This window comes from Cohnella sp. CFH 77786 (assembly GCF_019400745.1).
Taxonomy (GTDB): domain Bacteria; phylum Bacillota; class Bacilli; order Paenibacillales; family Paenibacillaceae; genus Cohnella.
The window spans coordinates 108,933-134,501 of the sequence record NZ_WJIB01000008.1 but is presented as its reverse complement, the minus strand read 5'-3'; the positions used below and the strand labels follow the sequence as shown (position 1 = coordinate 134,501).

Below are 25,569 nucleotides of genomic sequence, written 5' to 3'. Positions count from 1 at the left end.
GTGTTCAGTTATAACCGATCGAAAATCGAAAATCAATAGAAAATTAGACTGGCGGTCATAAATATATTTTTCGGTTAAAATCCCGTAATGACAACGTTAAACAATCATGAACACGGAAGGATTTGCCGGAATGCGGATATTTTCACGTATAAAATTGAACTATCGGTCATGTTGTCTTGCGGGATGAATGCGGTGTGCTACAATAGGGGAGGAGGGGGGCTGCCCATGAAACGGGAAGAAAAAAAAGCGCAGACGCGGCAGAGGATCGCCGAATCGGCTGTCGAGCTATTCGAGCTCCAGGGGTACGAAGCGACGACCGTTCAGCAAATCGCCGACCGTGCGGAAGTGGCCAAAGGGACCTTCTTTAATTACTACAATTCGAAAGAAGATCTCATGTTGGATTTGCAGAGCAAGATGATCATGAAAGAAATCGAATCGATCGCCGGCAAACCGGGACCGGTCATTCCCCGGCTCCAAGTGATGCTGCATGAATTCGCCCGGAATTATCCGATGAACCGGCCGGTAACCCGTGCCGTGCTTCAAAGCGTATATGGAAGCGAGAAATTAAGGGATTTCCATTGCGAATGCTGCGAGGAATTTATCGCGGCCCTTACGCCGACCCTGGAGATCGCCCAACAAAAAGGCGAGATCCGATCCGACATCCCGGCGAAGACGATCTCGCAGCTCGCGGTTCAAACGTATTTCGGCGTGTTGATGAGCTGGGCGATCGAGCAGGGGGAGCCGGAGCTGGCCGACCAGATGGCGCTGACGTTCGAGGTGTTCATCCGGGGAATGGCCCCGTAAGCGGCGTTACGACCCGTAGCCGGTCAATTCCCCGGTGCCGCGGATCGCGGCGGAACGGGCTGCCGGGTTCGGGTGGAAATATCCTTGCCCCGACAATTGCCTGCCCCCGATGGTCGTCGCGAAGACGTTCACCCCAATCTCATCGGTCTCGGCGAATCGCCGCAGCAAAGCGGCGTCCGAGATTCCGTCCACGTCGATGTACCAAAGCCGCGTGCCGTATTCGGAGACGACCGTCAATTTGGCCCGGGCAAACGAAATCGGGCGGTTTGACGATCCTTCCGTGACGGTCAGAGCCGCCAGTTCGTAATGTTCCACGATGGACCCCTCTTCCGTTTTCCGAAAATCGAAGATAGTATCATTGTATAGGTTAAACAAAGCGCCGCGCAATGCCGGAAGGAGCGAGGAGGGACGGCGATGGGGAAGCTGGCGGTATATCTGCTCGGGGACGCGGCTTTGCTGTTTGCATGGGCGGGCAATCATCGGATCCGCCCGGCGGATCTCGCGTCTTGGGCCGAGGAAGCTCGGGAACGGGAATGGACGGGGGTCAGGGATTGGGTCCCGGCTTACCGGACGCTCGCGGTCCATCTCGATCTGCCCGCGCTCGCGGTTGCCGCGCGGAAGGCCGGATACAGCTTGCCGGAGCAAATCGAGCGCCTCGCGGAACGTCTCTACCGGGCGCTCTCGGAAGTCGGAGGCGGCGCCCCGCGCGAACCCGCGCGCGTCGTTCGGCTGCCGGTCATCTATGGAGGAGCGGACGGACCGGATTTGGCCGCTTGCGCCGCACGCAGCGGCATGACGGCCGAGCGTTTCGTGGAGGCTCACGCTTCGGCCCCGTACGAGGTGGCGATGATCGGATTCGCACCCGGTTTTCCTTATTTGTCCGGGTTGCCGGAGTCGCTCGCCCAACCGAGGAAGGAATCGCCGCGTTTGAAGGTTCCGGCCGGGTCGGTGGGCATCGCGGGCGGCCAGACGGGCGTGTACCCGGTGGAATCGCCGGGCGGCTGGCAGCTGATCGGCAGGACGCCCGTGCGGCTGTTCCGGCCGGAGGCGGCAAGACCGTTTCTGCTCGCACCGGGGGACCGCGTCGTTTTCGTGCCGACGGAAGCCTCGGAAGGCTTGGACGAAGAGTGCGGCGGGATGGACGGTGGCGCGGCCATAGGAAGCGGGGCTGGTGCTCCCGGCGGGACGAATGGGTTTGACGAAGCGGAGGTCGTTTTCGAAGTGATGAAACCCGGCCTGCTTACGACGGTTCAAGACCTGGGGAGAACCGGGTGGCTTGCCTACGGCGTATCCGTCGGCGGCGCGATGGATTCCGTTTCCATGCGGACCGCGAACTTGCTCGTCGGCAACCCGGAGGATGCGGCGGTGTTGGAGATGACGCTCCTCGGGGCTTCGTTTCGGATGAAACGGGACGTTCTGATCGCGGCATGCGGCGCCCATATGGAAGCGCGGATCGACGGGGATCCCCTGCCGATGGATCGGCCGGTCTGGCTGCGGGCCGGAGCGGAGCTGGTCTTCGGCAGGGCCGCGCGGGGCTGCCGCGTCTGCTTGGCGGTCGCCGGCGGGTTTGCCGTCCCGCCCGTGCTGGGCAGCAGAAGCACGGATGCGCGCGCCGGGCTGGGCGGAATCGGCGGACGCGCATTGGCCGCGGGAGACGTTGTCCCGAGGGGAACGTTATCCCCGACCGGCGAGCGCCTCGCGGCCGCGCTCCGAACGGCTGCGGACCGCGAAGGCCGAACTTGGGCTTCGGTTCGGTGGTGCGCGGGGCTGAAGGCCGTCCGGCCTCCAGCCGCCGGAGGCCGGATCGCGATCCGCGTCCTCCCGGGGGCGGAATGGGACGATTTCGGAGAAGAAGGCCGGCGGCGGCTGCTGGAGTCGGGGTTTCGGGTGGAGGCTTCCTCCGACCGCATGGGGCTTCGCCTATCCGGACAGCCGATCGTCCGGGAGCGCAGCGAAGAGCTGTCTTCCCGCGGCGTGGCGCCGGGCACCGTGCAAGTGCCGCCGGGCGGGCAGCCGATCATCCTGGCGGCCGGTTGCCAACCGACCGGCGGCTACCCCGTCATCGCTCACGTCATCGGAGCCGACCTGCCGCTGCTGGCGCAATGCCGGCCCGGCGATGAGGTCGCGTTTCGGCTAGCGGACTTGGAAGAAGCGTGGAGCGCTTGGGAGACCGTGGAGCGCAAGCTTCGCCTGCTGAAGGCAGGCGTTCGGAATAGAGGAGCGGAGTCATAGATGGCAAACCGGGAAATCGAGATCGATTTGAACGCGGATGTGGGCGAAGGATTCGGGCCGTACGCATTCGGGGAGGACGAAGCGCTTCTTCGCACGGTGTCCTCGGCGAACATCGCGTGCGGCTTCCATGCCGGAGATCCGCATATCATGCGCCGTACGGTGGAGATGTGCCTGGAACGGGGAGTGGCCATCGGCGCCCATCCCGGACTGCCGGACCGCCTTGGATTCGGCCGCAGGGAAATGAGGGCGACGGCGGAAGATGCAGCGGACTGGATCCTGTATCAAGTCGGCGCTCTGCAAGCTTTCGCGGTCGCCGCGGGAGGCGCCGTGCGGCACGTGAAGCCTCACGGGGCCTTGTACCACATGTCCTCGGGAGACGCCGAGCTGGCGGAGGCCGTCGTCCGGGCGATCCGCTCTTTAGGCGGGGAGTTGCTGTTGTTCGGGCCGCCGAACAGCCGGCTTCAGGAAGCGGCCGAGCGGCACGGCTTGGGATTCGCGGCGGAAGGGTTCGCGGACAGGGCCTATGCGCCGGACGGGTGCTTGGCTCCCCGCGGGGCTCCGGGGGCGTTGATCGAAGACCCGGAGCAGGCGCTCTCGCAGGCGCTGGCGCTGGTGCGGGGCGGAAGCGTGCCCACGATCGGCGGCAGCAGAGCGGAACTGACCGTACATACGATATGCATCCACGGAGATACCCCCGAGGCCGCCGTTCGCGCGGCGAGACTCGCCGAAGGCTTGCGGGCGGCCGGAATCGCCATCCGTCCCCCGAACCGAACCGGCATGTGATCCGCTTGTTTCGGCTCGTATTTTCCTCCGTGGAGGAAAAACGGGATTCGCGTAGAAATGCATAAGTATGCATATACATACATTTTCGCTGGTGTCCCGCTCGTTGGGTTGGAGGCCCTTACATGTCGATTAACCGCGCCGAAATGAGAACGGTATGGACGGTACTCGCCGCAGCCGCGGCTTTCGCCTTCCTGCAGACCGTGTACGGGCAGCTTGGCAAGATCATCGCTCCGCTCGGATACGTCAATGCTTATTTGCTGCTCGACGCGCTATCTTTCGCCGTCTGCTTCGCCATCCTGACGCTGGGCTGGATGATTTTCGTGCCGACGCTTTGCCGGCTGCGCCTCACGACGGCGGCTCTGTTCTCCGCGATCGGCGTCATCGAGCTGCTGCACGGCATGAGTCTGCCGGGGATGCCTTTCCATGACCCGAAAATCGGCCTCGCGCCGAACACGGTGCTCGGCTGGATTTCGCAAAGCTTGGCTGCCTTGGGCGTGCTGGCGCTGTTTGCCATGCGCAATGTTGGCGTGCCGCCGCGCTCCCGCGTTGCCGCGGTCGTTTCCGTCGCCGCTCTTCTCGCGGGGCTTACTTGGGGCGTGTTCCATGTCGATCATTGGAATTACGGGATTCTGGAAGCCGTTCGTCCTTATCAGGAAGCGGGGGTCCTGATCCTGTACGCTTCGTCCTCGGTCATGATTCTCTACCGCAACCGCAGGGAGAAGCCGCAGGCGATGCTGACGGTCGTCCAAGGCTTGATCTGGCTGTTTTTCTCGCGGCTCGAGGGCGCATACGGTTTGGGACCGCAGAACGGGCTGTTTGCGGAAGGGTTCGAGCTGGCCGGCTATTACTGTTTGTTGAAAGGCATTTACTACGTCTCGATCGAAGAGCCCCTGAAACATCATAAAAAAATCGAGGCCCGCATCAACTACTTGGCCTACCACGACGAGCTGACGGGTTTGCCGAACCGGAGGATGTTCGCGGAGAAGCTCCAAGCCGTAATGTCCCGCGTCTCGCGGGACCGGGGAGTTTTCGCGCTGCTCTGGCTCGATCTGGATCGGTTCAAAACGATTAACGATTCCCTGGGACACGCGTTCGGGGATCAGCTTCTGTTGGCCGTTTCCGAGCGGCTGGCCCGATTCCCGGGCAAACCGGAGAACGTTTTCCGGATGGGCGGGGACGAATTTACCGTGCTGTTGCCCGATACGGCAGGGGAGCAAGCGGAAACCGCGGCGCAGAGGCTGGTCGAGGTGTTCCACGAACCCTTCCGGGTCGGTCCATCAGCCTTCCATTTGAGCGTCAGCGTGGGAATCGCCCTCTATCCGGACGACGGCCACAATTTGGACTTGCTGCAGAAGAACGCGGATACGGCGATGTACAGCGCCAAGGAAACCCGGGGCGGCTGGAAGCGGTACGCGCCCAGCATGAACCGCAAAGCGAAGGAGCGTCTCCTGCTGGAGAACGACTTGCGGATCGCCCTCGAGCTCGGCCAGTTCCGGTTGGCCTATCAGCCGCAGGTGGAGCTGGAGACCGGCAAACTCGTCGGTACCGAGGCGCTGCTCCGGTGGAACCACCCGCAAAAAGGCGAAATTCCTCCGTCCGAGTTCATCCCGCTCTGCGAAGAGAACGGCTTCATTCTGCCGCTGGGAGAATGGGCGCTCCGGAACGCTTGCCGCCAGATGAAGCAGTGGCAGGACCGGGGGTTTCCCCCGATCGTCATGTCCGTCAATCTGTCGATCCGCCAATTCCGCCAGCACGACCTGAGCGAACGGATCCGCAGCGTGCTCGAAGAGACCGGGCTCGCGGCGAAGTGGCTGGAGCTGGAAATCACCGAAAGCATCATGGCCGACGTGAACTACGCCACCGAGATGCTGGAGAAGCTCAAAGACATCGGCGTCCGCATCAGCATCGACGATTTCGGCACCGGCTACAGCTCGCTCCATTATTTGAAGAGATTCCCGATCGACAAGCTGAAGATCGACCGGTCCTTCGTCAGCGACGTGCTGACCGACCGCAATGACGCCGCCATCGTCTCCGGCATTTCCGCCATGGCGCGCAACCTGAACCTGAAGGTGACGGCCGAAGGGGTCGAGAGCGAGGGGCAGGTCGCCTTCCTGAGAGAGCACAAATGCCAGGAGGCGCAAGGCTACTATTTCTCGAAACCGGTAGGGCCGGAAGCGCTCGAAAAATTGTTCGCGGCAGAAGAGGCCGTATGAGCGCGGAAATGCGTATACATTCGGGTACCGTGCGTGTTTTCGTATACGGCTCTTTGCTGCCCGGCATGAGCAACCACGGCGTGATCGAGCCCTACGTGCGCGCGTCCGAACCGGGCCGCGTCCGGGGGCGGTTGATCGATTGCGGACCGTATCCGGCGCTCTTGCTGGACGGGAACCGCCTGGTCCGGGGGATGTGGATGGAGGTCGCGAGAGAGGGACTTCCTGCGCTTGATGCCCTGGAGGAATTCCTCGGGATCGAAGAGGAAAACGACTACGAGCGGGTATGGATCCGGGACGCGGACCATCCGGCGGTCTCCGGCTGGGTGTACGTATGGACGGAACCGCGCGGGCTGCCGGAGGCGCAAGGCGACTGGTGGCCCGACGTCTGGGCGGACAAGCGATAAGGCGGAGGGGGCGGCTGCGATGTCGCCGCGCCCCGGCGATGATAAGCCGGTCTCGCCGGCTTAAACTCTGTCACCCGCCGCCCCGGCTGCGATAAGCTCGCCAGACAGGCTTAACTTCACCCATCCTCCGCCCCCCGGCTGCGATAAGCTCGCCAGACAAGCTTAACTTCACCCATCCACCGCCCCCCGGCTGCGATAAGCTCGCCAGACAGGCTTAACTTCACCCATCCACTGCACTCCGGCTGCGATAAGCTCGCCAGACAAGCTTAACTTCACCCATCCTCCGCTCCCGGCTGCGATAAGCCCGCCAGACAGAAAAAAACAGACTGCAGGGACAATCCCCGGAGTCTGTTTCATCATGGCTTCTATCTCCTCGCCGGAATCTGGCCGGATTCCTATGAAGCCGCGCCGGCCGGGCCGACGTGATCGTCGGGAGCCGCCTGCGGCGCTTACATTCCGCTTCCTCTATGATAGAATCGGTAAATCTCGAAGTCTTCCGATACAGGAGTGAAACCGATGAGCAAAGCCGAATTGTTGATCTTCAATCTCGAAGAAGTCCGTCGACGCAGCATCAAAGTGTGGAAGGGCATTCCCGCCTCCATGTTGGGGTGGAAGCCTGACGACAAGGCGATCGGCATCAACGAAATGATCCGCCACGTGCTGGACGCCGAACGATACTACCATTTGGCGATCGAGAACCGGGGCAGCCTGCCTTCCTACGAGTCTCCCTATGAGAACCGCGAGTTCATTTCCGTGGAGGACGAGCTGGCAGTTGCCCAACCGTATCGCCGAGCGTTTCTCGACGCGATCCGCTCCTACACGGACGAAGAGTTGGCGGCAATCCGGATCGACCGCAGCGATGCCGGGTACGTCCGCACCCTGCAGGACATGCTGCTGCGCGTCGCCTATCACGAAGCCGTACATACCGGACAATTGCTCGATTATTTGAGGACGGCCGGCATCGACCGTCCCCGGGTGTGGGACTGACCCGCCGATTTTTATATTTCCGGGGGGTCCCCCTTACGAGATTCCCAAAAGTGACGTATGTCTCCGAAGCGTAGTCCGAATCTTTTTGGGGGACCCTCTGACTTTATCCCCAAAAAGTGAAGAGATCCTTCGATGCTTCACCGATTCCTTTTTGGGTTCTTTTCAAAGGAGTTTTTCTTCACTTTTGGGGCCAAATTTACGCCGGGAAAACGAAATCCTCGTCGCGGATCGGCTCCACGAGCGCCATTTTGTAGCCGTTGCCCTTCATCGAGAAGAAGTCGTGGGACTTCGTGTTCGTGTTCAGGCCGTTCAGCACGACGGGATTGATGTCCTCCCGCGGAAAATGGTTGTCGAAACCGAGATTCTGCAAGGCCTTGTTCGCGTTGTAACGGATGAACTTCTTCACGTCGTGGGCGAGTCCGATTTGGTCGTACACGTCTTCCGTATAGTTCAGCTCGATGTCGTACAGCTCGAGCATCAGATGAAGGACCCACTCCTGAAGCTCCGCCCGCTTGGCTTCATCCTGGCGGTTGTAAATTTCCTGGGCGAGAAGGCCCACGTATACGCCGTGGATCGCTTCGTCGCGAATGATCAGGTTGATGATTTCGCCGCTTTGCATCAGGCGGCCCTGGCCATAGCAGAGCAGCGGGTAATAGAATCCGCTGTAGAACAGGAAGCTCTCCAGGAGCACGGACGCGACCATGCCCTTGTACAGGGAAATCGGATCGTCGTCACGGATCTCGTTGTAGACGTTCGTGATCATTTTCGCTTTCTTCTGCAGGTACCGGTTGTTCTTCACCCACTCGTGCAGGTCGCGGATTTCCTCGATCGAAGCGAGGCTCATGAAAATGTTCGAATAGCTCTTGGCGTGGACGAAGTTTTCCATCATCGCCATGAAGTTCAGGACCGCTTTGCGCTGGTGCCCTTTGACGCGCATCATGATCTGGGGCATTCCGGTATTGCCTTGCTCCGTGTCGAGCAGGGTCAGGCCGGCCAGCGCTTTTTTGTACACGTTTTTCTCCTGATCGCTCAGCGCTTTCCAAGTCAGCAGGTCGCCGTTCAGGCTGATCTCGTCGGGCAGCCAGAACTGCCTGCGGTTCTGGTCGTAGAACAGCTGCGTGAAATCGTCCTCTTTGCGGGACCAGTCTGCGGCGTCGAATACGGCGTTCATGTTCGGTTCTCCTCCTGCTTAGACGACACAGGACAGGCAAGTGTCCTGCGAGGTATCCTTGGTGCGGGCGTAGTAGAGCGTTTTGATGCCTTTGTGGTGCGCATACAGGTCGATCTTCGTCAAGTCGCGGGTGGACATCGTGTCCTTCAGGAACAGCGTGAAGCTGATGCCTTGGTCGACGTGCTGCTGGATCGTCGAAATCATGTCGACGACGGCGTACATGCCCATGTCGTAGGCGTCGGTGAAGTAGAACCAGTTTTCGGCCGCCATGTAGGGCATCGGATAGTACGTTTTGGAATTGCCGTACGTCCGCTCCTCGATTTTTTCCATGATCGGCATGACGGAAGCCGTCGCGGACTGTACGTACGAAATCGAGCCGTTCGGAGCGATCGCGAGACGGTAGCTGTGGTAAAGTCCGTGCTCCCGAACCTGCTCCATCAGGATCCGCCAATCTTCCCGCGTCGGAATCCGGATGCCTTCGAACAACGCGGCCACTTGAGCATGAACGGGGGCATAGTCGGTTTCGAGATATTTGCGGAAATATTCGCCCGTCGCGTACGTCGATTTCTCGAAGCCGTGGAACGTGCTGCCCGTCTCCCGCGCGATCTCCATGGATCGTTGAATGGAGTAGTAGTTGACCATCATGAAGAAAACGTTCGCGAAATCCCGGCCCGCCTCGCTCTGGTACTGGATTTTGTTGCGGGCAAGATAGCCGTGCAGGTTCATCGCTCCAAGACCGATCGAGCGCATGAGCTCGTTCGCGCGTTTCACCGCGGGCGCGTTCTTGATGTTCGTGCTCCGGCTGACGACGGTCAGCGCGTCGACGGCGAGTTTGACCGACTCTTCGATGGACTTGTTGTCCATGACGTTCGCGATGTTCAGGGAGCCCAGATTGCAGGAGATGTCGAGACCGATTTCATCCTCGACGCCATAGTCCGTGTAAGTGGACACCTGGGACACCTGCAGGATTTCGGAACACAGGTTGCTGAACTTGACCGGGGAAAGCTCGTTTAACGCATGCACCTTGTTCACGTTGTCCTGGAACATGATGTACGGGTAGCCCGATTCGTACCGAAGGATCGCCAGCTTCTCGAGCAGCTTGCGGGGATTGATCCGCTCCTTGCGCACGTTCGGATTGTCCGCGAGCTCGTCGTACATTTCGGAAATGTTCATGTCGTCGAGGTGCACGCCGTATTCCTTGAACACCGTGTACGGGTAGAACACGTACATGTCCTTGTCCTCGCGCGCCAGCTGGATCACTTTGTCCGGAAGGACGACGCCGATCGACAGCGTTTTGACCCGAACGTCCTCGTCCGCATTGATCTTCTTCGTCTCCAGGAAATCGTTGATGTCCGCGTGGAACGCGTTGAGATACACGGCGCCGCTGCCCTGGCGCTGACCCATCTGGTCCGCGTAGCGGAACGCGTTGTCGAGCAGCTTCATGACGCCGACGACGCCTTTGGTCGCGTTCTCGATCTGCTTGATCGCTTCGCCTTTCGCACGGATTTTGGAGAGGTTGAGCGCGACGCCTCCGCCGATTTTGGACAGCTGCATCGACAGGTCGATCGCCTTGGAAATGTCGTTGAGCGAGTCGTTCACTTCGAGCAGGAAACAGCTGACGAGCTCTCCTCTCCGCTTGCGTCCCGCGTTCAGCATCGTCGGCGTGGCGGGCTGGAACTCCTGGTTGATGAACAGGCGGACTAGCCTCATCGCCTTCTCGAAATCGCCGTCCGCCAAATACAGGGCCATGACGGACAACCGGTCTTCGTACCGCTCGAGGATTTTCTTGTTGTCGTTCGTTTTGAGGGCGTAGTCGTTATAAAATTTAAAAGCGCTCATAAACGAGGGAAAACGGAATTTCTTCGCGTAGGCGGCGTCGTACACGGCCTTGATCTGGTCGAACGTGTACTTGTCCAGAAATTCGCGCTCGTAGTAGTCGTTTTCGATCAAATAATCGAGTTTCTCTTTGAGATCGTGGAAAAAAACGGTATTCTGGTTCACGTACTCGATGAAATAGCTTTTGACGGCTTCCCGGTCTTTCTCGAATTGGTAGACGCCGTTTTTCTGGATCATGATCTCGTTATTGAGCTCGATCCATTTGGGAATGCGATGGGCCATAGCGGTCCGCCTCCTTCAGGAATTGTTCCACGTCTTCCTCGGTGCCCGCCAGTTCGAAGGTGTGGAGCACGGGGACGCTGAATCGGGTTGAAATGACGTGCGCGGCTCGCGCGTAGTTGCTGCCCCAGTTCCGGTTGCCGCTGGACGCGACGGCGATCAGGTAACGGCTGTTCTCCTGCAGGAAACGAAGCGTCGACAGCGGGGCTTGGCCGTTGCCGATCGTATATGTAACGAGAACGAAAGGTTCGTGCACCCGGAGAGATTCGTCGAGCTTGACGTTCCGGCATCCGAGTTTGCGCACGAATCTTTGAACGTTGCCGGTCAAAGAATCGTAGACGACCAAGGGGGTCACGCGGTGTTCTCCTTCCTGCGGTTCGGGAATCCCGGACGTCCCGGCGATTTCGCCGCGCCGATCCGGTTGAAGCGGCGATTCCGTTCGGGTACGATGATATTGCTTGGCCGGCGGAGGGCTGCCGATGATTTATCGCCATAAGGAAACGTCAAGTCCGTCAAACCTCCGTCCAAAGATAACACAAGATATTGGTCTCGCTAAGTGAATTTATAACAATATATAGTTTTCGTCAATATTGCGGTCCAACTTTGGTGCCGGAGTCCCGGAGTGCGAGCAATCGCGAGCCAGAGGGAGAGGGAGGAAGCATTCTTGTCAAAATACGGGATTGTTCGAGGTTATTCAACGCCGGCTTCGGCACGTTTCGCGAGGTGGATCGCGGCGTGCGCTGCGATGCTGTGGCTGGGGCTCGCGGGATTGCTTCCGACCGCCGGCGCCCACGCGCAGCTGGTCCGGACGCTGCCGGCGGCCGGAGACCGAATGGACGCAAGCCCGCCGTCCGTCGAAGTCACTTTTAACGAAAGGCTGGACACGGGCGGCTACAAGCTGACCGTACTGGACGAATCTTCCCGGCCGGTGACGAAAGCGGAGCCGGAACGCTTCGACGAAGGCAAGGGATTGCGGCTCGCGCTTCCGAAGCTCGGGGAGGGCCATTACACCGTTACCTACAGCGTGATCTCCGCGGACGGGCATCCCGTGTCGGGAGCGTTCGTATTCACGGTCGGAGAGCCGGCCTCGCTGCCGGATGCCGGCGAGCTCGATCCTCATGCCCAGGTCGGCCACCATCACGGCGGGGCGAGCGCGACGGACCGCGAATTTCTTGTTTATGCCACGCGGATCGCCTATTACGCGGGGTTGCTGGGTACGGCGGGACTTGTCTTGTGGAGCCTCATGCGCAACGCTTCTCCCGTCGTACGGGAGGCAAGGGAACGGCTGCTCGGGTTCGCCGGGAAGTATACGCTGATCGCTACGCTGGCTTATGTCGCGATGAGCCTGATGGATTTGGCCCAGGACGAGCCGCTTTCCGAGTGGCTGCGAATTCTGAAGGATACGACGGTCGGAAGGCTGTACGCCGCCGAGCTGCTGCTCGCGTTCGCGGCGCCGCTGCTGGCCGGGATCGGGGCTGCGGGCCGGGTATTCTGGGCGGCCGTGTTCCTTGGGATCGAGGCTTGGTCGGGTCACGCGGCCGCTTTCAGCCCGAAGGCGTATACGATCGGGCTGGACTACGTTCATCTGTGCGCGGCGTCCCTATGGGGGGGCGGACTCGTGCTGCTTATGGCCGTCTGGCAGAAAGAAAGGCCGGAGGCGGGGCGGTTCGCGCTCGCGTTTTCCCGATGGGCGTTACTCTCGTTTCTTGCGCTGTGGGTCACGGGGGTGCTGGCGACGCTGTCGTATCTGCCCTCGCTGGAATATTTGCGGTACACCTTATGGGGGAAGTGGTTGATCGCCAAAATCGGGCTGTCCGTGCTGGTCGCCGTCACGGCGCTGCTCATCCGGCTTCGGCTGAAGCGGGGGGATCTGCCGCACGGGACGATGCTGAAGACGGACGTCGGGCTGCTCGCGGCCATCGTGTTTGTCGTCGGCATTTTGACCTACCAAACCCCGCTGCCGAATAACGAACCGCTCCATTTTCACCAAATGGGCACCGACATGCATGTGACGCTCCGCATCACGCCGAATGCGCCTGGCGACAATCAATTCATATTGAAAATATGGCTCCCGGAGAAAGACGGCGCGCCGAAGCAAGTGCAGCTGAAGCTTCTGCCGGTCGACCGCCCGGATGTCGGGGCGATCGCGGTGCCGGTCGAGCCCTACAAGGACGAGGAGATCGACGCCTATCCGGATTTTGCGAAATATGCGTACCGGGTGCAAGGGCCGTTTCTTCCTTTCGCTTCCGAGTGGAAGGCGCAGATTTTCGTAACGGACGCGAAGGGCAACGAATTGGAACGGGAGACGACGTTCCGGATTTATTAATTGGCGGATATGGGGGATGGACATGAAACGGCTTGCCCAGGACCGAAGGCTCAAATGGCTGATCCTGCTCATTCCGACGCTGACGATCGGGCTGTGGGAGTACGTCCGGCATACGTTTCTGCTTTCCTTCATGTCCATGGAACTGGGCAATCTCCTCGCGCCGTTCATCGTGCTTGGAGTGACGCTCACGGTCGTGAGGGGGCTGTTCGCCAGGTTGGAGCAGTTTCAGGCCGCTCTGCAGCGGGAACGGACGCTCAGCGGCGCGCTCGAGGAGCGGGAGAAGCTGGCCCGCGAGCTGCATGACGGCATCGCGCAGTCGCTGTTTCTGCTCGCGGTGAAGCTGGACAAGCTCGACCGGACGGCTCCTTTGGGCGAGAGCCGGGTGCTCGAGTTGTCCGGTGAACTGAAGGAGACGGTCCGAATCATGCACGAGGATGTGCGGCAAGCCATCGCGAACTTGCGGATGCCGCCTACTTCCGCGGAGGAAGCGTGGGTCGTGCCCCTGCGGGAGCTGCTCCAGGACACGGCGAACGTGACGGAGGCGCGGGCCGAGTTTCACTGGTCGATTCGGGACGAGGAATTGACCGGCAAGGAGAAGAACGAACTGCACGCCTGCCTGCGGGAAGCGTTGATCAACGTCCGCAAGCACGCCCGGGCGACCCGCGTGTTCGTGAGGGGAGAGACCATGGGGGAGGGCGGGTTCCGCTGCACGGTGGAAGACGACGGCGTCGGCTTCGCGGGGGACCCGCTGTCCGTGCATGGCCGCTTCGGATTGCGCATGGTGCGGGACCGGGCCAAGCGAATGGGCTGGACATTCGCGGCCGAACGCAAGGCGGGATGGACCGTCGTGGAGATCGCGAAGCCGGGAGAAAGAGAAAAGCCGGGATGACGGTAGCTCGGAAAGGGAGGAAAACAAAGACGGGATGACGGAGGCTTGGGAAAAGCGGGGAACAGGGCGTGCGATACACGAATGACGAAGGTCCGCGGGAGTAGGAGATTGGAGAAAAGCCGGGATGACGGAGGCTTGAGAAAAGCGGGGAACAGGGCGTGCGATACACGAATGACGAAGGTCCGGGGGAGTAGGAGATTGGAGAAAAGCCGGGATCACGGTGGCTTGGGAAAAGCGGGGAACAGGGCGTGCGATACACGAATGACGAAGGTCCGCGGGAGTAGGGAGAACGGGGGGATATGACATGAAGGAGGCACGGGATGACCGAGGGACCGGCGTGACGGGGCCGATCCGGGTGTTGCTGGCAGACGATCACCGCCATGCGAGGGAAGGAATGCGGGAGATCGTGTCGGCCGACCCCGCGTTCGAGATCGCGGGCGAAGCCGCCAGCGGGGAAGAGGCCGTGCATTTGGCAGGCCGGCTGCTTCCCGATCTGATCCTGATGGACATCCACATGCCGGGCATGGGTGGTTTCGAGGCCGTGAAGGCGATTAAAACCGCCCGCCCGCAGACGAAAATCGTCATGGTCACCGTGTCGGACGATGCCGCCCACTTGTTCGAAGCGCTCAAGAAGGGCGCGCAAGGCTATTTGCTCAAAAACTTGAATCCGTCGGCGTGGCGCGATTATTTGCGGGCGGTCGCTTGCGACGAGGCTCCGCTCAACCCGGATCTCGCCTTGTCGATTTTGCGGGAATTCGGCGCGCGGAAGGCTTCCATGGCCCCGCCGTCCGGTGAGGCGCCTAATGTGCGGACGGCGGAAGAGCTGACTCCTCGCGAGCGCGAAATCCTGCTGGAGGTTGCCAGCGGTCGGAAAAACCGAGAAATCGCCGATGCCCTCGGCCTATCGGAGCACACGGTCAAAAACCATCTCAAAAACATTTTGCAGAAGCTCCATCTCGACAACCGGGTGCAGTTGACGAGATACGCGTACGAACGAGGGTTAGTGGACCCGGAGGGGTAAGCTTCGCGAGAGAGGCGTGGGAGGAGCGGGCTAGAAGGTGCCGAAGGCGGTGAATTCGGTGAAGGCGGCGGAAGGAACCGGCGGAGAGGCACTAATCTGACCCATACGGCGGCGCGTGTGCGAAATAGCGGAGGAGAGGCGCTAATCTGACGGATACGGCGGCGCGTGTGCGGAATAGCGGCGGAGAGGCACGAATCTGACGGATACGGCGGCTCGTGTGCGGAATAGCGGCGGAGAGGCACGAATCTGACGGATACGGCGGCTCGTGTGCAAAATAGTGGCGGAGAGGCACTAATTTGACGGTTCCGGCGGCTCGTGTGCGAAATAGCGGCGGAGAGGCACTAATTTGACGGAGACGGCGGCTCGTGTGCGAAATAGCGGCGGAGAGGCACGAATCTGACGGATACGGCGGCTTGTGTGCGAAATAGCGGCGGAGAGGCACGAATCTGACGGATACGGCGGCTCGTGTGCGGAATAGCGGCGGAGAGGCACGAATCTGACGGATACGGCGGCTTGTGTGCGAAATAGCGGCGGAGAGGCACGAATCTGACGGATCCGGCGGCTCGTGTGCGAAATAGCGGAGGAGAGGCGCTAATCTGACGGATACGGCGGCGCGTGTGCGGAATAGCGGCGGAGAGGCACGAATCTGACGGATACGGCGGCTCGTGTGCGAAATAGCGGAGGAGAGGCGCTAATCTGACGGATACGGCGGCTCGTGTGCGAAATAGCGGCGGAGAGGCACTAATTTGACGGTACCGGCGGCTCGTGTGCGAAATAGCGGCGGAGAGGCACTAATTTGACGGATACGGCGGCTCGTGTGCGAAATAGCGGCGGAGAGGCACTAATCTGACGGATACGGCGGCTTGTGTGCGAAATAGCGGCGGAGAGGCACTAATCTGACGGATACGGCGGCGCGCGCGTGTGCGAAATAGCGGCGGAGAGGCACGTGAACTGTAGTCGTGAAACGGAGTACCGCTACGTACTTTCGTTCACAAACTTTTCGGTCGAACTGACTCTTTCGAGTCATGTGCTCGGGCGGGAGTGCCGCTATACTGGGGACTGTAAGATTTTGAGAGATGAAAGGTTTGAGATGCCCAGTGAAAAAAAGTGTCATCACCGTATTCGTACTCCTGTTTTCCCTCGCGTTCGGCGGAATCGCCAGCGCGCACGTGACGGTCCAGCCGAAGGAAGTGCCCGCGAACTCCTATCAGGTGTTTACGCTGCGCGTGCCGACGGAGAAAGAAGTCGCGACGACCCAAGTGAAGGTGGAGGTGCCGGACGGCGTCAATGTGTCGCGGTTCGAGCCGAAGCCGGATTGGACGTATGAGCTCGAGAAGAACGCAGACGGCAAAATCACGGCCGTGACGTGGAAGACGACAGGTCCCGGGTTCGGCCCCACGGAGTTCGGCCAATTCAATTTCCAGGGCAAAGTGGCGGAAGACGCCAAGGAACTGGTGTGGAAAGCCCATCAAACGTACGCGGACGGCAGCGTCGTGGACTGGACCGGCCCGGCGGACGCCGACACGCCCGCTTCCGTGACGAAGGTCACGGCCGCCGCTGGCGGGAACGACGGCCACGGAGCCGCTTCGGGAAGCGCGGCTTCCGCGGATGGCGCGAACAACGGGGACAACGACACGTTGACCTTGTCCCTCGCGATCGCGGGACTCGCGGCCGGCGTTCTGTCATTGGTCGTTTCGCTCGTGCGGAAGCGGGCCTAGCGGTTAACAAGCGCGCGAAAAAAAGAGGGGATGCCCCCTCTTTTTCTCCGTTTCCCTTGATGCCCATGAGGACGAGTTTGCGTCATCGGCCTCTTCCATCCGCATCCGTTCCGCTCGTATCCCGTATATTTGCAGGGGGATCCAATGAATTCTTGCTCCTTCAACTTCCGTTATTTCAAAGGATTCAAACGCTTTACGGAAATGAATGAATGCGGCTTCGCACTTCCGTTGTTGACAAGACATACCCGACAGGTGTAGAGTCACACTAGGAATTCCACTAGGGGCGCCCGCAAGGGCTGAGATAAGGCAGTCGCCTTGGTCCCTCTGAACCTGATCTGGGTTATGCCAGCGTAGGGAAGTGGGTTTGCGCGCGTCATCCGTTTGCGGTCGGAACACGTATGCCCCAGGCATCGTCCGTTCTCCGCCCGCAGGGACTTCGACACCTCAAGCCGCTCCGTACGGGGCGGCTTTTCTCGTCGTCGGCCGTTGTGCCGTCGCGGGGAAATCCCGCTCCAAGGAGCGGCGCCGGAAAACGTTATACGATAAGCGGCCGAAGAAAAAAAGGCCATTATCGCAGCGGCTTCCGGCGATCCAGGTATCCCCACGCTCGCACTTTACCATTTTCCAATCGAGGCCTCCTAGGGGACATTCCGAAAATTCGAATGTCACGGGAGGTTTTTTTATGTCCATCTTGACCGAGCCGCTGCCGGGAAGCCGCAAAACGTACGTGCAAGGATCCAGGGAAGACATCCGCGTTCCGATGCGGGAAATCGCGCTGGCCGACAGCCGGGGAAGGGACGGGACACCGCAGCCCAACGAGCCGGTTCGGGTTTACGATACCAGCGGGCCTTACACCGAGGAGGGGTACCGGGCAGACGTCCGCCAAGGGCTGGCTGCCTTGCGGAGCGCATGGATCGCCGAGCGCGGCGATACCGAAGCCTATGACGGGCGCGGGATCAAGCCGGAGGACAATGGGTTCGCCACGGAGGAGCGGGCGAAGGAGAAGGGCGCGGAGCGTTTTCCGGGCCTCACGCGCCGTCCGCTCCGCGCGAAACCGGGCCGGAACGTCACCCAGCTGCACTACGCGCGCAGAGGCATCATCACGCCCGAGATGGAGTTCATCGCGATCCGCGAAGGCATGGATCCGGAGTTCATTCGCTCCGAAGTCGCGCGGGGGAGAGCCATCATCCCGGCGAATATCAACCATCCGGAGAGCGAGCCGATGATCATCGGCAGCCGTTTCCACGTGAAAATCAACGCGAACATCGGCAACTCCGCCGTGGCTTCGTCCATCGAGGAGGAAGTCGAGAAAATGACGTGGGCGACCCGCTGGGGCGCGGATACGATCATGGACTTGTCCACGGGCAAAAACATCCATACCACCCGCGAATGGATCATCCGCAACTCCCCCGTGCCCGTCGGCACCGTTCCCATTTACCAGGCGCTCGAAAAAGTGGACGGGAAAGCGGAGGACCTTACCTGGGAGGTGTTCCGCGATACGCTCATCGAGCAGGCCGAGCAGGGCGTGGACTATTTCACCATCCACGCGGGCGTTCTGCTGCGGTATATCCCGCTGACGGCCAAGCGGGTCACCGGCATCGTGTCGCGCGGAGGCTCCATCATGGCGGCCTGGTGTCTCGCGCATCACCGGGAAAATTTCCTCTACGAGCATTTCGAAGAGATCTGCGAAATCATGAAAGCTTACGACGTCGCCTTCTCCCTCGGGGACGGCCTTCGGCCGGGCTCGATCGCGGACGCCAACGACGAAGCGCAATTCGCCGAGCTCCGCACGCTCGGGGAGCTGACGCAAATCGCCTGGAAGCATGACGTGCAGGTGATGATCGAAGGACCGGGCCACGTGCCGATGCACCTGATCAAGGAAAACGTCGACCTCCAGATGGAAATCTGCCAGGAGGCGCCGTTCTACACGCTCGGGCCGCTGACGACGGACATCGCGCCCGGCTACGACCATATCACTTCCGCGATCGGGGCGGCGATGATCGGCTGGTTCGGCACTTCGATGCTGTGCTACGTGACGCCGAAGGAGCATTTGGGGCTTCCGAACAAGGAAGACGTCAAGGACGGCGTCATCGCTTACAAAATCGCGGCCCATGCCGCGGATCTCGCCAAAGGGCATCCGCGCGCCCGCACCCGCGACGATGCCTTGTCGAAGGCGCGGTTCGAGTTCCGCTGGAGAGACCAGTTCCATCTGTCCCTCGATCCCGAGCGGGCGATGTCTTACCACGATGAAACGCTGCCCGCCGAGGCGGCCAAGACGGCGCATTTCTGCTCGATGTGCGGGCCGAAATTCTGCAGCATGCGGATCACCCAGGATATCCGCGATTATGCGGCGGAGCACGGGCTGGAGAATGAGGAAGCGATCGAAGCCGGCATGAAGGAGAAGGCCGAGTCGTTCAAACAATCCGGGGGCCGGATCTATGCTTGACGACGTGTCCCGGGAGGAACGCTACTCCCGGCAAATCCGATTCGCGCCCATCGGCGCGGAAGGGCAGCGTCGTCTGGGGGTTGGCGCCGTGCTGATCGCGGGCACTGGCGCCCTCGGGGCGTCGCTCGCCCAGCACATGGTCCGGGCCGGAGTCGGCACCGTCCGGCTCGTCGACCGCGATTACGTGGAGCCGAGCAACCTGCAGCGGCAGGCGCTGTTCGACGAGGAGGACGCGCGAGCCGCCTTGCCCAAGGCGGTTGCGGCCGCCGGCAAGCTGACGCGAATCAACGGCGGGATCCGGATCGAAGCTCATGTGGCGGACATCGGAATCCACAACGTGGATGGATTGCTTGAGGGGATCGATCTCGTCCTCGACGGCACCGACAACGCAGAGACGCGGCTGACGCTCAGCGACGCGTGTTATGACCGCGGCATTCCGCTTGTCTACGGCGGCGTGGCGGGCTCCGAAGGGATGACCGCGGCGCTTGTTCCGGGGGCGACGGCCTGCCTTCGCTGCCTGATTGGCGGGGATAACGCCGAAACGGACGGCGACCGGACCTGCGACGCAGTCGGCGTTATTTCGCCCGCGGTGGAAATGATCGCGGCGCTTCAAGCCGCCGAAGCCCTCAAATGGCTGTCGGGCAGACGCAGCCTCATGCGCCGAAGCTGGATCGGCATGGACGTTTGGAGCTTCTCCGTCCGGGAGTCCCGGCTGCCCGAGCCTCGGGCAGGCTGTCCGGTCTGCGGCGCGGCCGGGGCAGCTGCGGAACGCGGATCCCCGGCGGGAAAACAGCCCGGTTCGGCCGCGATAGTCGGAGCGGGCGCGAGTGCGGGCGAAGGTGCGGGATGGCGTGCAGTCGCGGACGGGAGCCTGAGGATGGGCATGGAAAGCGGCCCGGGAGATGGCGAGCGAAGCGGCGCGGGAATGGATGCAGGGGAAACGAAGCACGGCATGGAACGGGAAGCGGGAGCGTCCGCCGTGCTCCTGTGCGGAAGGGATACCGTGCAGGTGACGCTCGCCGTACCCGTGCCGCTGGCTGAAGCCCGGTCTCGGCTGGCGGGATCGGACGGCGAGTTGCTCGCCGACAATGCCTATTTGCTGAAATGGTCCGTGCCCGGAGGCGAACGCATCGTTCTCTTCAGTGACGGACGGGCGCTGGTCCAAGGGACGGCGGACGAAGAACGGGCGATCCGTCTATGCCAGGAATACTTGCAAGAGAGGAGGGAACCGGCGTGGGCAGAATGAAGGACTTCAGGCTGTACGTCATCACGGGCGAAAATTATCATCCGGGGCGGACGCTTCGCGAGGTGATGGAAGCCGCCCTGAGGGGAGGCGCCGATTTCCTGCAGCTGCGGGATAAGAACGCGTCCAAGCGGGAGCTGCTCGAGAAGGCGAAAATGCTCCGGGAGCTGACCCGGTCTTACGGGGTTCCGTTCGTGGTGAACGACCATCCCGACGTAGCGCTGGCCGTGGACGCCGACGGCGTCCATCTCGGTCAGGACGACCTGCCCCTCGCGGCAGCCAGAAGCTTGCTCGGCCCGGATCGGATCATCGGGATTTCCACCCATTCGATCGAGCAAGCGCGGGAAGCGCAGAGGCAGGGAGCGGACTATATCGGCGTCGGTCCCGTTTTTCCGACGGGGACGAAGCCGGGCCGCGCGGCGGTAACGACCGCTTACGTGGCGCAGGCGGCCGCCGAAATCCGGAGCATTCCTTTCGTGGCGATCGGGGGGATTACGCCGGACAACGCGGGGGAGGTGCTCGCGGCGGGTGCGACCCGGCTGTGCGCCGTGTCCGCCGTCGTCGGAAGTCCCGATCCCGAGGCGGTTTGCAGGCGGCTTCTGGCGAGGATCGAAGAATGCTCCGAAGCGAAGGCGGCCGGCGCCGGACCGGATGCGCTGAGGACGGTTACCGTCAACGGCCAGGCGAAACCCACTTCTGCCGGAAGCCTGTGGGAATTGGCGGCACAGCTCGGACTGGCGGAGAAACGGGTGGTGGCCGAAATGAACGGCGCGATCGTGCCGAAAGCGGAATGGCGGACGACGGCGCTGCCGGCCGGGGCGACCGTCGAGTTCGTCCATTTCGTGGGAGGAGGATGAAGGATGCCGCAGGTCATTGAAAACGGGGATCCTTTGGTGATTGGAGGCCGAGCGCTTTCGTCCAGGCTGTTCCTGGGAACGGGCAGGTTCCCGAGTCCCGCCGTGCTGCGGGAAGCGCTGGACGTTTCGGGCGCGGAAGTGATCACGTTCGCGGTCCGGCGGGTCAATCTGGACGCGGTGGAGGACGACTCCATGCTGCAGCACGTGGAAGACGGCGGATACGTCTATCTGCCCAACACTTCGGGGGCGGGCAACGCGGACGAGGCGGTGCGGATCGCCCGGCTGGCCAGGGAGGCGGGCCTTGGCCATTGGATCAAGGTCGAGATCGCCGCGGATCCTCGGACGCTGCTCCCGGACGCGATGGAAACGCTGCGGGCGACGGAAAGGCTCGTCAAAGAAGGATTCGTGGTGCTCCCTTATACGTCCGACGACCCGGTGGCATGCCGCAGGCTGGAGGAAGCGGGAGCCGCGGCGGTCATGCCCGGGGGGGCGCCGATCGGGACGGGGCTCGGCATCCTCAACCCGTACGCGATCGGCTTGATCGCGGAGCAAGCCGGCGTTCCCGTCATCGTCGACGCCGGAATCGGGTCGGCCGCCGACGCGGCCCAAGCGATGGAGCTGGGGGCTGCCGCCGTCCTCGTCAATACGCCGGTCGCCAAAGCCCGGGATCCCGTCTCGATGGCGCGGGCGATGAAGCTGGCGGTCGAAGCGGGAAGGCTGTCATGGCTGGCCGGCCGGATTCCGAAGAAAAAATACGCTTCGGCCAGCAGCCCCGCGGAAGGCATCCCGCACGGCTTCGGCGCCGTGCCGGCCGAAGCGGAAAGGGCCGGTGCCTAATGGCCGGTTCGGACGTTCTCGTCGTCGGCGGCGGCATCATCGGGCTGGCTGCCGCATGGGAGGCGGCGAAACGGGGCTTCCGCGTCACGGTGGTGGAGAAGGAAGGCTTCGGCGGCCAGGCTTCGGGAGCGGCCGCCGGCATGCTCGCCCCGTACTCGGAAAATCCGGAAGGTCCGGATCCGTTTTTCCGGTTATGCCTGGACAGCCTGTCGATGTACCCCGAATTCGTACGGGAAATCGAGGAGACGTCCGGCATGGACGCCGAATTGCGCCGTACGGGAAGCTTGGGGGTGGCGCTGCACGAGGCGGACTTGCTTCCGCTTCTGAGCCGCTCGGCATGGCAGCTCGCGTATGGAGCGTCGTGCGAGCTGGTGGATGCGGACGCGCTGCGGCGTCTGGAGCCGCGGCTTGCGGCCGGTGCGGCCGGCGGCCTCTGGTGCCCGGCTGAAAGCCACGTGCAGGCGCCGAAGCTCGTGCGGGCGCTCGAGGAAGCCTGCCGCCGGTCCGGCGTCGCGCTGCTCGGGAACGCGGGGGACGTGACCGATTTCGAAATCGTCCGGGAAGCGGGCGTATCCCTCGCGACGGAACGGCTGGGCAAGCTGTCGGCCGGCCGCGCCGTGCTCTGCACGGGAGCTTGGAGCGCTTCCTGGGCGCGCTGGCTGCCGCTATCCATCCCGGTTCATCCGGTGCGGGGACAAATCTGCGCCTACGAAGGAGCCGCGTCCGAGGTTCGTCACATGGTGTTTTCCAGCCAGGCGTATTGGGTCGGCAAAAACGACGGAAGCCTCGTATGCGGGGCGTCGGAGGACGTGGCCGGATTCGAGCGGTCGGTGACGGCGCAAGGGATCGGAAGGCTGACGCGATGGTCCGGAAGGATGTTTCCGTTCTTGGCGGGAGTCGGCCCGCTTCGGAGCTGGGCGGGACTCCGGCCCGCCACCCGGGACGGCTGGCCCCTGATCGGCCCGGTTCCGGAAGTTCCCGAAGTGATCGTAGCGGCCGGACATTACCGGAACGGCATCCTGCTGAGTCCGGCCACCGCGGCGCTGGTGGGGGATATGTTGGATGGAAAAGGCGCCGGCGCCGCTTACGGGAACGCCTTCGCCCCGGACCGCTTTACCCGCAGGAAGGGAGCCGCGGGATGAGGGGCGGGGCGGCGCCGCTCGCGCTCACCGTCGCGGGCTCGGATTCCGGCGGGGGAGCCGGCGTGCAGGCGGATCTCAAGACGTTTCAGGAGCTCGGCGTTTTCGGCATGAGCGCGATCACGGCTTTGACCGCGCAGAACAGCTTGGGCGTGCAGCGGATCGAGCCGGCGTCGCCCGACATGGTCGAAGCGCAAATGGAAAGTGTGCTGTCGGATATCGGCGCGGACGCCGTCAAAACCGGCATGCTCCCGACTGCGGAGATCGTCGAACGGGTGGCTGGGATATGCCGCCGTTACGGGGTCGAGCGGCTCGTGGTCGATCCGGTAAAGCGTGCGAAAGGCGGATCGGCGTTAACCGGAGGGGACGCGTGGGAAGCCATGATCCGGCTGCTGCTCCCGCTCGCGGAAGTCGTGACGCCGAACATTCCGGAGGCTTGCGCCATGCTGGGCAATCGCGTCCCGGAGTCAGAGGTGCGTACCGAACAGGAGATGGAGACGCTTGCCCGCGAGCTTCTCCGATTCGGCTCCCGGTTCGTGCTGCTCAAAGGGGGACACCGGCCGGGAAGCGAATCGGCGGACGTCTTGGTCGGCAGGGAAGACGAACCGCGCTGGTTCCGCGCGCCGCGGATTCCGACTCCGCATACGCACGGTACCGGCTGCACGACCGCGTCAAGCGTCGCCGCGGGACTGGCGCGAGGACTGGCGGCTCCGGAGGCATGCCGCCTGGCGAAAGCCTTCGTCACCGCGGCGATCGGCTCCGCCCTGCCGCTTGGCGGAGGCATCGGCTCGCTCCGGCACTCCGCTTGGCGGGAACAGGGCGAGGGTCCGCTTGCCTCCGCCGCCGACTTCGCCTATAATGGCTGTAAATCGAGCAAATGCATCGATGGAGACAAGTAAGCAGCGCCTTCCTGCAGGGAGGGAACGCCGGAGACTGCGAGCGTTCCTAGGAATCCAGGCTGCCCAAATTCACTCCGGAGCAGTCCCTTGAAACGGCGGACGCGTCTAGCGTTCGGCAAGCAAGTAGAGGGAACCGGCAGCGGCCCGTTACGCCGCGTCAAGCGGGAATGCTGTGACCGAGCCGAATCGTTGTCGGCGCCGGACGGCCGGATAAGCCGAAGCGTTCCAACAAGGGTGGTACCACGGTCCTTTCGTCCCTTATGGGAGAAAGGATCTTTTTTGTTTTGAATGGATAACGGGGGCTCACCCCATCCGCAACAGAGAATTTCTTCGCTTTTTGGGGAAAAACGAGCGGGGGCCCCGAACAACTGGCATTGAAGTTTATTCAAAGGAGAGAAAAACAATGAAAGACCGATTGGAGGCGCTTCGCGCGGAAGCGCTGGACCGGCTGCAGACCGTGGAGGACGCGGCTTCGCTGAACGACCTGAGGGTGCATTACCTCGGCAAGAAAGGCCAGCTGACGGAGATTCTGCGGGGCATGGGCGCATTGTCCGCGGAGGAGCGTCCGATCATCGGCCAAGTCGCCAACGACGTGCGGGCGGCGATCGAAGAAGTGCTCGCGCGGAAACAGGAAGCGTTTGACCGGGCCGAGACGGCCCGCCGCTTGCAGGCGGAAACCCTCGACGTCACTTTGCCGGGCAAAGCGCCCGCGGTCGGCAGCCTGCACCCGCTCACCAAGGTGGCGCAGGAGATCGAAGACATTTTCCTCGGCATGGGGTACACGATCGCGGAGGGGCCTGAAGTCGAAACGGACTATTTCAACTTCGAGGCGCTGAACCTGCCCAAAAACCATCCGGCGCGCGACATGCAGGATTCGTTCTACATCACGGACGACATTCTGCTCCGCACGCACACGTCTCCGGTCCAGATCCGCACGATGCAGGCCATGAAAGGCCAGACGCCGGTGAAGGTCATTTGCCCGGGCAAGGTGTACCGGCGGGACGACGACGACGCGACCCATTCGTTCATGTTCCATCAGGTCGAGGGGCTGGTTGTCGGTCCGAATATCCGGATGAGCGACCTGAAGGGGACGCTGCTGCAGTTCGTGCGCGAGATGTACGGTTCCCAAATGCAAATCCGGCTGCGCCCGAGCTTTTTCCCGTTTACGGAACCGAGCGCCGAAGTCGACGTGACCTGCGTGAAATGCGGGGGCCGCGGCTGCAGGATGTGCAAGCATACCGGCTGGATCGAAATTCTCGGCTGCGGCATGATCCATCCCGCGGTGCTCGAGCACGGCGGCTACGACCCGTCGGAAGTAACCGGCTTCGCGTTCGGGATGGGCATCGAACGGATCGCGCTGCTCAAATACGAAATCGACGACATCCGCCATTTTTACGCGAACGACCTGAGGTTCCTCAGCCAATTCGCCAAAATGTGACGACGGCGCGCCAGACTTCATTTCGCATATCGCATATAAAGAGGGGA

At 62.0% G+C, this 25,569-nt stretch carries 22 protein-coding genes and 1 riboswitch; of the genes, 17 read left to right on the top strand and 5 right to left on the bottom strand.

Features of this window, described 5'->3' with window-relative positions; all coding sequences use genetic code 11:
• Positions 1 to 225 precede the first annotated feature (225 nt).
• Complete coding sequence (locus GE107_RS13085) at positions 226 to 804, top strand: TetR/AcrR family transcriptional regulator (RefSeq protein WP_219640420.1); 579 nt, start codon at positions 226 to 228, stop codon at positions 802 to 804.
• Between the two features lie 6 nt (positions 805 to 810).
• Here the strand turns inward: GE107_RS13085 and GE107_RS13080 are convergent, their stop codons facing one another.
• Complete coding sequence (locus GE107_RS13080; RefSeq protein WP_219640419.1) at positions 811 to 1,119, bottom strand: hypothetical protein; 309 nt, start codon at positions 1,117 to 1,119, stop codon at positions 811 to 813.
• 99 nt (positions 1,120 to 1,218) lie between these two features.
• Here GE107_RS13080 and pxpB point away from each other — a divergent pair, with 99 nt between their 5' ends.
• The 5 genes from pxpB to GE107_RS13055 all read left to right on the top strand — a co-directional run bounded on the left by pxpB (position 1,219) and on the right by GE107_RS13055 (position 7,423).
• Positions 1,219 to 3,036, top strand: a complete 1,818-nt coding sequence (pxpB, locus tag GE107_RS13075) for a 5-oxoprolinase subunit PxpB (protein ID WP_219640418.1) — start codon at positions 1,219 to 1,221, stop codon at positions 3,034 to 3,036.
• Complete coding sequence (locus GE107_RS13070; protein WP_219640417.1) at positions 3,037 to 3,819, top strand: LamB/YcsF family protein; 783 nt, start codon at positions 3,037 to 3,039, stop codon at positions 3,817 to 3,819.
• 122 nt (positions 3,820 to 3,941) lie between these two features.
• Positions 3,942 to 6,032: a putative bifunctional diguanylate cyclase/phosphodiesterase gene (locus GE107_RS13065; protein ID WP_219640416.1), complete on the top strand. Its 2,091-nt coding sequence runs from the start codon at positions 3,942 to 3,944 to the stop codon at positions 6,030 to 6,032.
• On the top strand, positions 6,029 to 6,436 hold the full coding sequence (locus tag GE107_RS13060) for a gamma-glutamylcyclotransferase family protein (protein WP_255570445.1): 408 nt from the start codon (positions 6,029 to 6,031) through the stop codon (positions 6,434 to 6,436). The genes GE107_RS13065 and GE107_RS13060 overlap by 4 nt, the downstream gene beginning before the upstream one ends.
• Positions 6,437 to 6,952: 516 nt before the next feature.
• Positions 6,953 to 7,423 (top strand): DinB family protein, encoded by a 471-nt coding sequence (locus GE107_RS13055; protein WP_219640415.1) that lies wholly within the window; start codon positions 6,953 to 6,955, stop codon positions 7,421 to 7,423.
• Positions 7,424 to 7,619: 196 nt separating this feature from the next.
• Here the strand turns inward: GE107_RS13055 and nrdF are convergent, their stop codons facing one another.
• Genes nrdF through GE107_RS13035 form a run of 4 tightly spaced genes read right to left on the bottom strand, consistent with a single transcriptional unit; the run spans position 7,620 to position 11,216 of the window.
• Positions 7,620 to 8,594 carry a class 1b ribonucleoside-diphosphate reductase subunit beta gene (nrdF, locus tag GE107_RS13050; protein WP_219640414.1) on the bottom strand — a complete coding sequence of 325 codons (975 nt, stop codon included), beginning with the start codon at positions 8,592 to 8,594 and terminating at the stop codon, positions 7,620 to 7,622.
• Between the two features lie 18 nt (positions 8,595 to 8,612).
• Complete coding sequence (nrdE, locus tag GE107_RS13045; RefSeq protein WP_219640413.1) at positions 8,613 to 10,712, bottom strand: class 1b ribonucleoside-diphosphate reductase subunit alpha; 2,100 nt, start codon at positions 10,710 to 10,712, stop codon at positions 8,613 to 8,615.
• Entirely contained in the window at positions 10,675 to 11,064 is a 390-nt protein-coding gene (gene nrdI, locus GE107_RS13040; RefSeq protein WP_370636405.1) for a class Ib ribonucleoside-diphosphate reductase assembly flavoprotein NrdI, read from the bottom strand. Before nrdI ends, nrdE begins: the two co-directional genes overlap by 38 nt.
• Positions 11,061 to 11,216, bottom strand: coding sequence for a hypothetical protein (locus tag GE107_RS13035; protein ID WP_219640412.1), 156 nt, complete (start codon positions 11,214 to 11,216; stop codon positions 11,061 to 11,063). Before GE107_RS13035 ends, nrdI begins: the two co-directional genes overlap by 4 nt.
• Positions 11,217 to 11,373: 157 nt before the next feature.
• On the opposite strand from GE107_RS13035, the gene GE107_RS13030 reads away from it, so the two are divergent.
• From GE107_RS13030 to pheS, 11 genes are all read left to right on the top strand, one after another.
• Positions 11,374 to 13,035, top strand: a complete 1,662-nt coding sequence (locus GE107_RS13030) for a copper resistance CopC/CopD family protein (RefSeq protein WP_219640411.1) — start codon at positions 11,374 to 11,376, stop codon at positions 13,033 to 13,035.
• Between the two features lie 22 nt (positions 13,036 to 13,057).
• Positions 13,058 to 13,924 carry a sensor histidine kinase gene (locus GE107_RS13025; RefSeq protein ID WP_219640410.1) on the top strand — a complete coding sequence of 289 codons (867 nt, stop codon included), beginning with the start codon at positions 13,058 to 13,060 and terminating at the stop codon, positions 13,922 to 13,924.
• 304 nt (positions 13,925 to 14,228) lie between these two features.
• Positions 14,229 to 14,945, top strand: a complete 717-nt coding sequence (locus GE107_RS13020; protein ID WP_219640409.1) for a response regulator — start codon at positions 14,229 to 14,231, stop codon at positions 14,943 to 14,945.
• A gap of 1,097 nt (positions 14,946 to 16,042) precedes the next feature.
• A complete protein-coding gene (locus tag GE107_RS13015; RefSeq protein ID WP_370636404.1) occupies positions 16,043 to 16,663 on the top strand; it encodes a YcnI family protein in 621 nt (206 codons plus the stop codon).
• Between the two features lie 269 nt (positions 16,664 to 16,932).
• Positions 16,933 to 17,037, top strand: a riboswitch (TPP riboswitch).
• A 308-nt stretch (positions 17,038 to 17,345) separates the two neighbouring features.
• Entirely contained in the window at positions 17,346 to 19,109 is a 1,764-nt protein-coding gene (gene thiC / locus GE107_RS13010) for a phosphomethylpyrimidine synthase ThiC (RefSeq protein ID WP_219640407.1), read from the top strand.
• Complete coding sequence (locus tag GE107_RS26580) at positions 19,102 to 20,355, top strand: ThiF family adenylyltransferase (protein WP_255570444.1); 1,254 nt, start codon at positions 19,102 to 19,104, stop codon at positions 20,353 to 20,355. The genes thiC and GE107_RS26580 overlap by 8 nt, the downstream gene beginning before the upstream one ends.
• Positions 20,352 to 21,209 carry a thiamine phosphate synthase gene (gene thiE / locus GE107_RS13000; protein WP_219640590.1) on the top strand — a complete coding sequence of 286 codons (858 nt, stop codon included), beginning with the start codon at positions 20,352 to 20,354 and terminating at the stop codon, positions 21,207 to 21,209. The genes GE107_RS26580 and thiE overlap by 4 nt, the downstream gene beginning before the upstream one ends.
• Positions 21,210 to 21,212: 3 nt before the next feature.
• Positions 21,213 to 22,046 (top strand): thiazole synthase, encoded by an 834-nt coding sequence (locus GE107_RS12995; protein ID WP_219640406.1) that lies wholly within the window; start codon positions 21,213 to 21,215, stop codon positions 22,044 to 22,046.
• Positions 22,046 to 23,188 (top strand): glycine oxidase ThiO, encoded by a 1,143-nt coding sequence (gene thiO / locus GE107_RS12990; protein ID WP_219640405.1) that lies wholly within the window; start codon positions 22,046 to 22,048, stop codon positions 23,186 to 23,188. Before GE107_RS12995 ends, thiO begins: the two co-directional genes overlap by 1 nt.
• On the top strand, positions 23,185 to 24,084 hold the full coding sequence (gene thiD, locus GE107_RS12985; protein ID WP_219640404.1) for a bifunctional hydroxymethylpyrimidine kinase/phosphomethylpyrimidine kinase: 900 nt from the start codon (positions 23,185 to 23,187) through the stop codon (positions 24,082 to 24,084). The genes thiO and thiD overlap by 4 nt, the downstream gene beginning before the upstream one ends.
• 403 nt (positions 24,085 to 24,487) lie before the next feature.
• Positions 24,488 to 25,522 (top strand): phenylalanine--tRNA ligase subunit alpha, encoded by a 1,035-nt coding sequence (gene pheS, locus GE107_RS12980; protein ID WP_219640403.1) that lies wholly within the window; start codon positions 24,488 to 24,490, stop codon positions 25,520 to 25,522.
• Positions 25,523 to 25,569 lie beyond the last annotated feature (47 nt).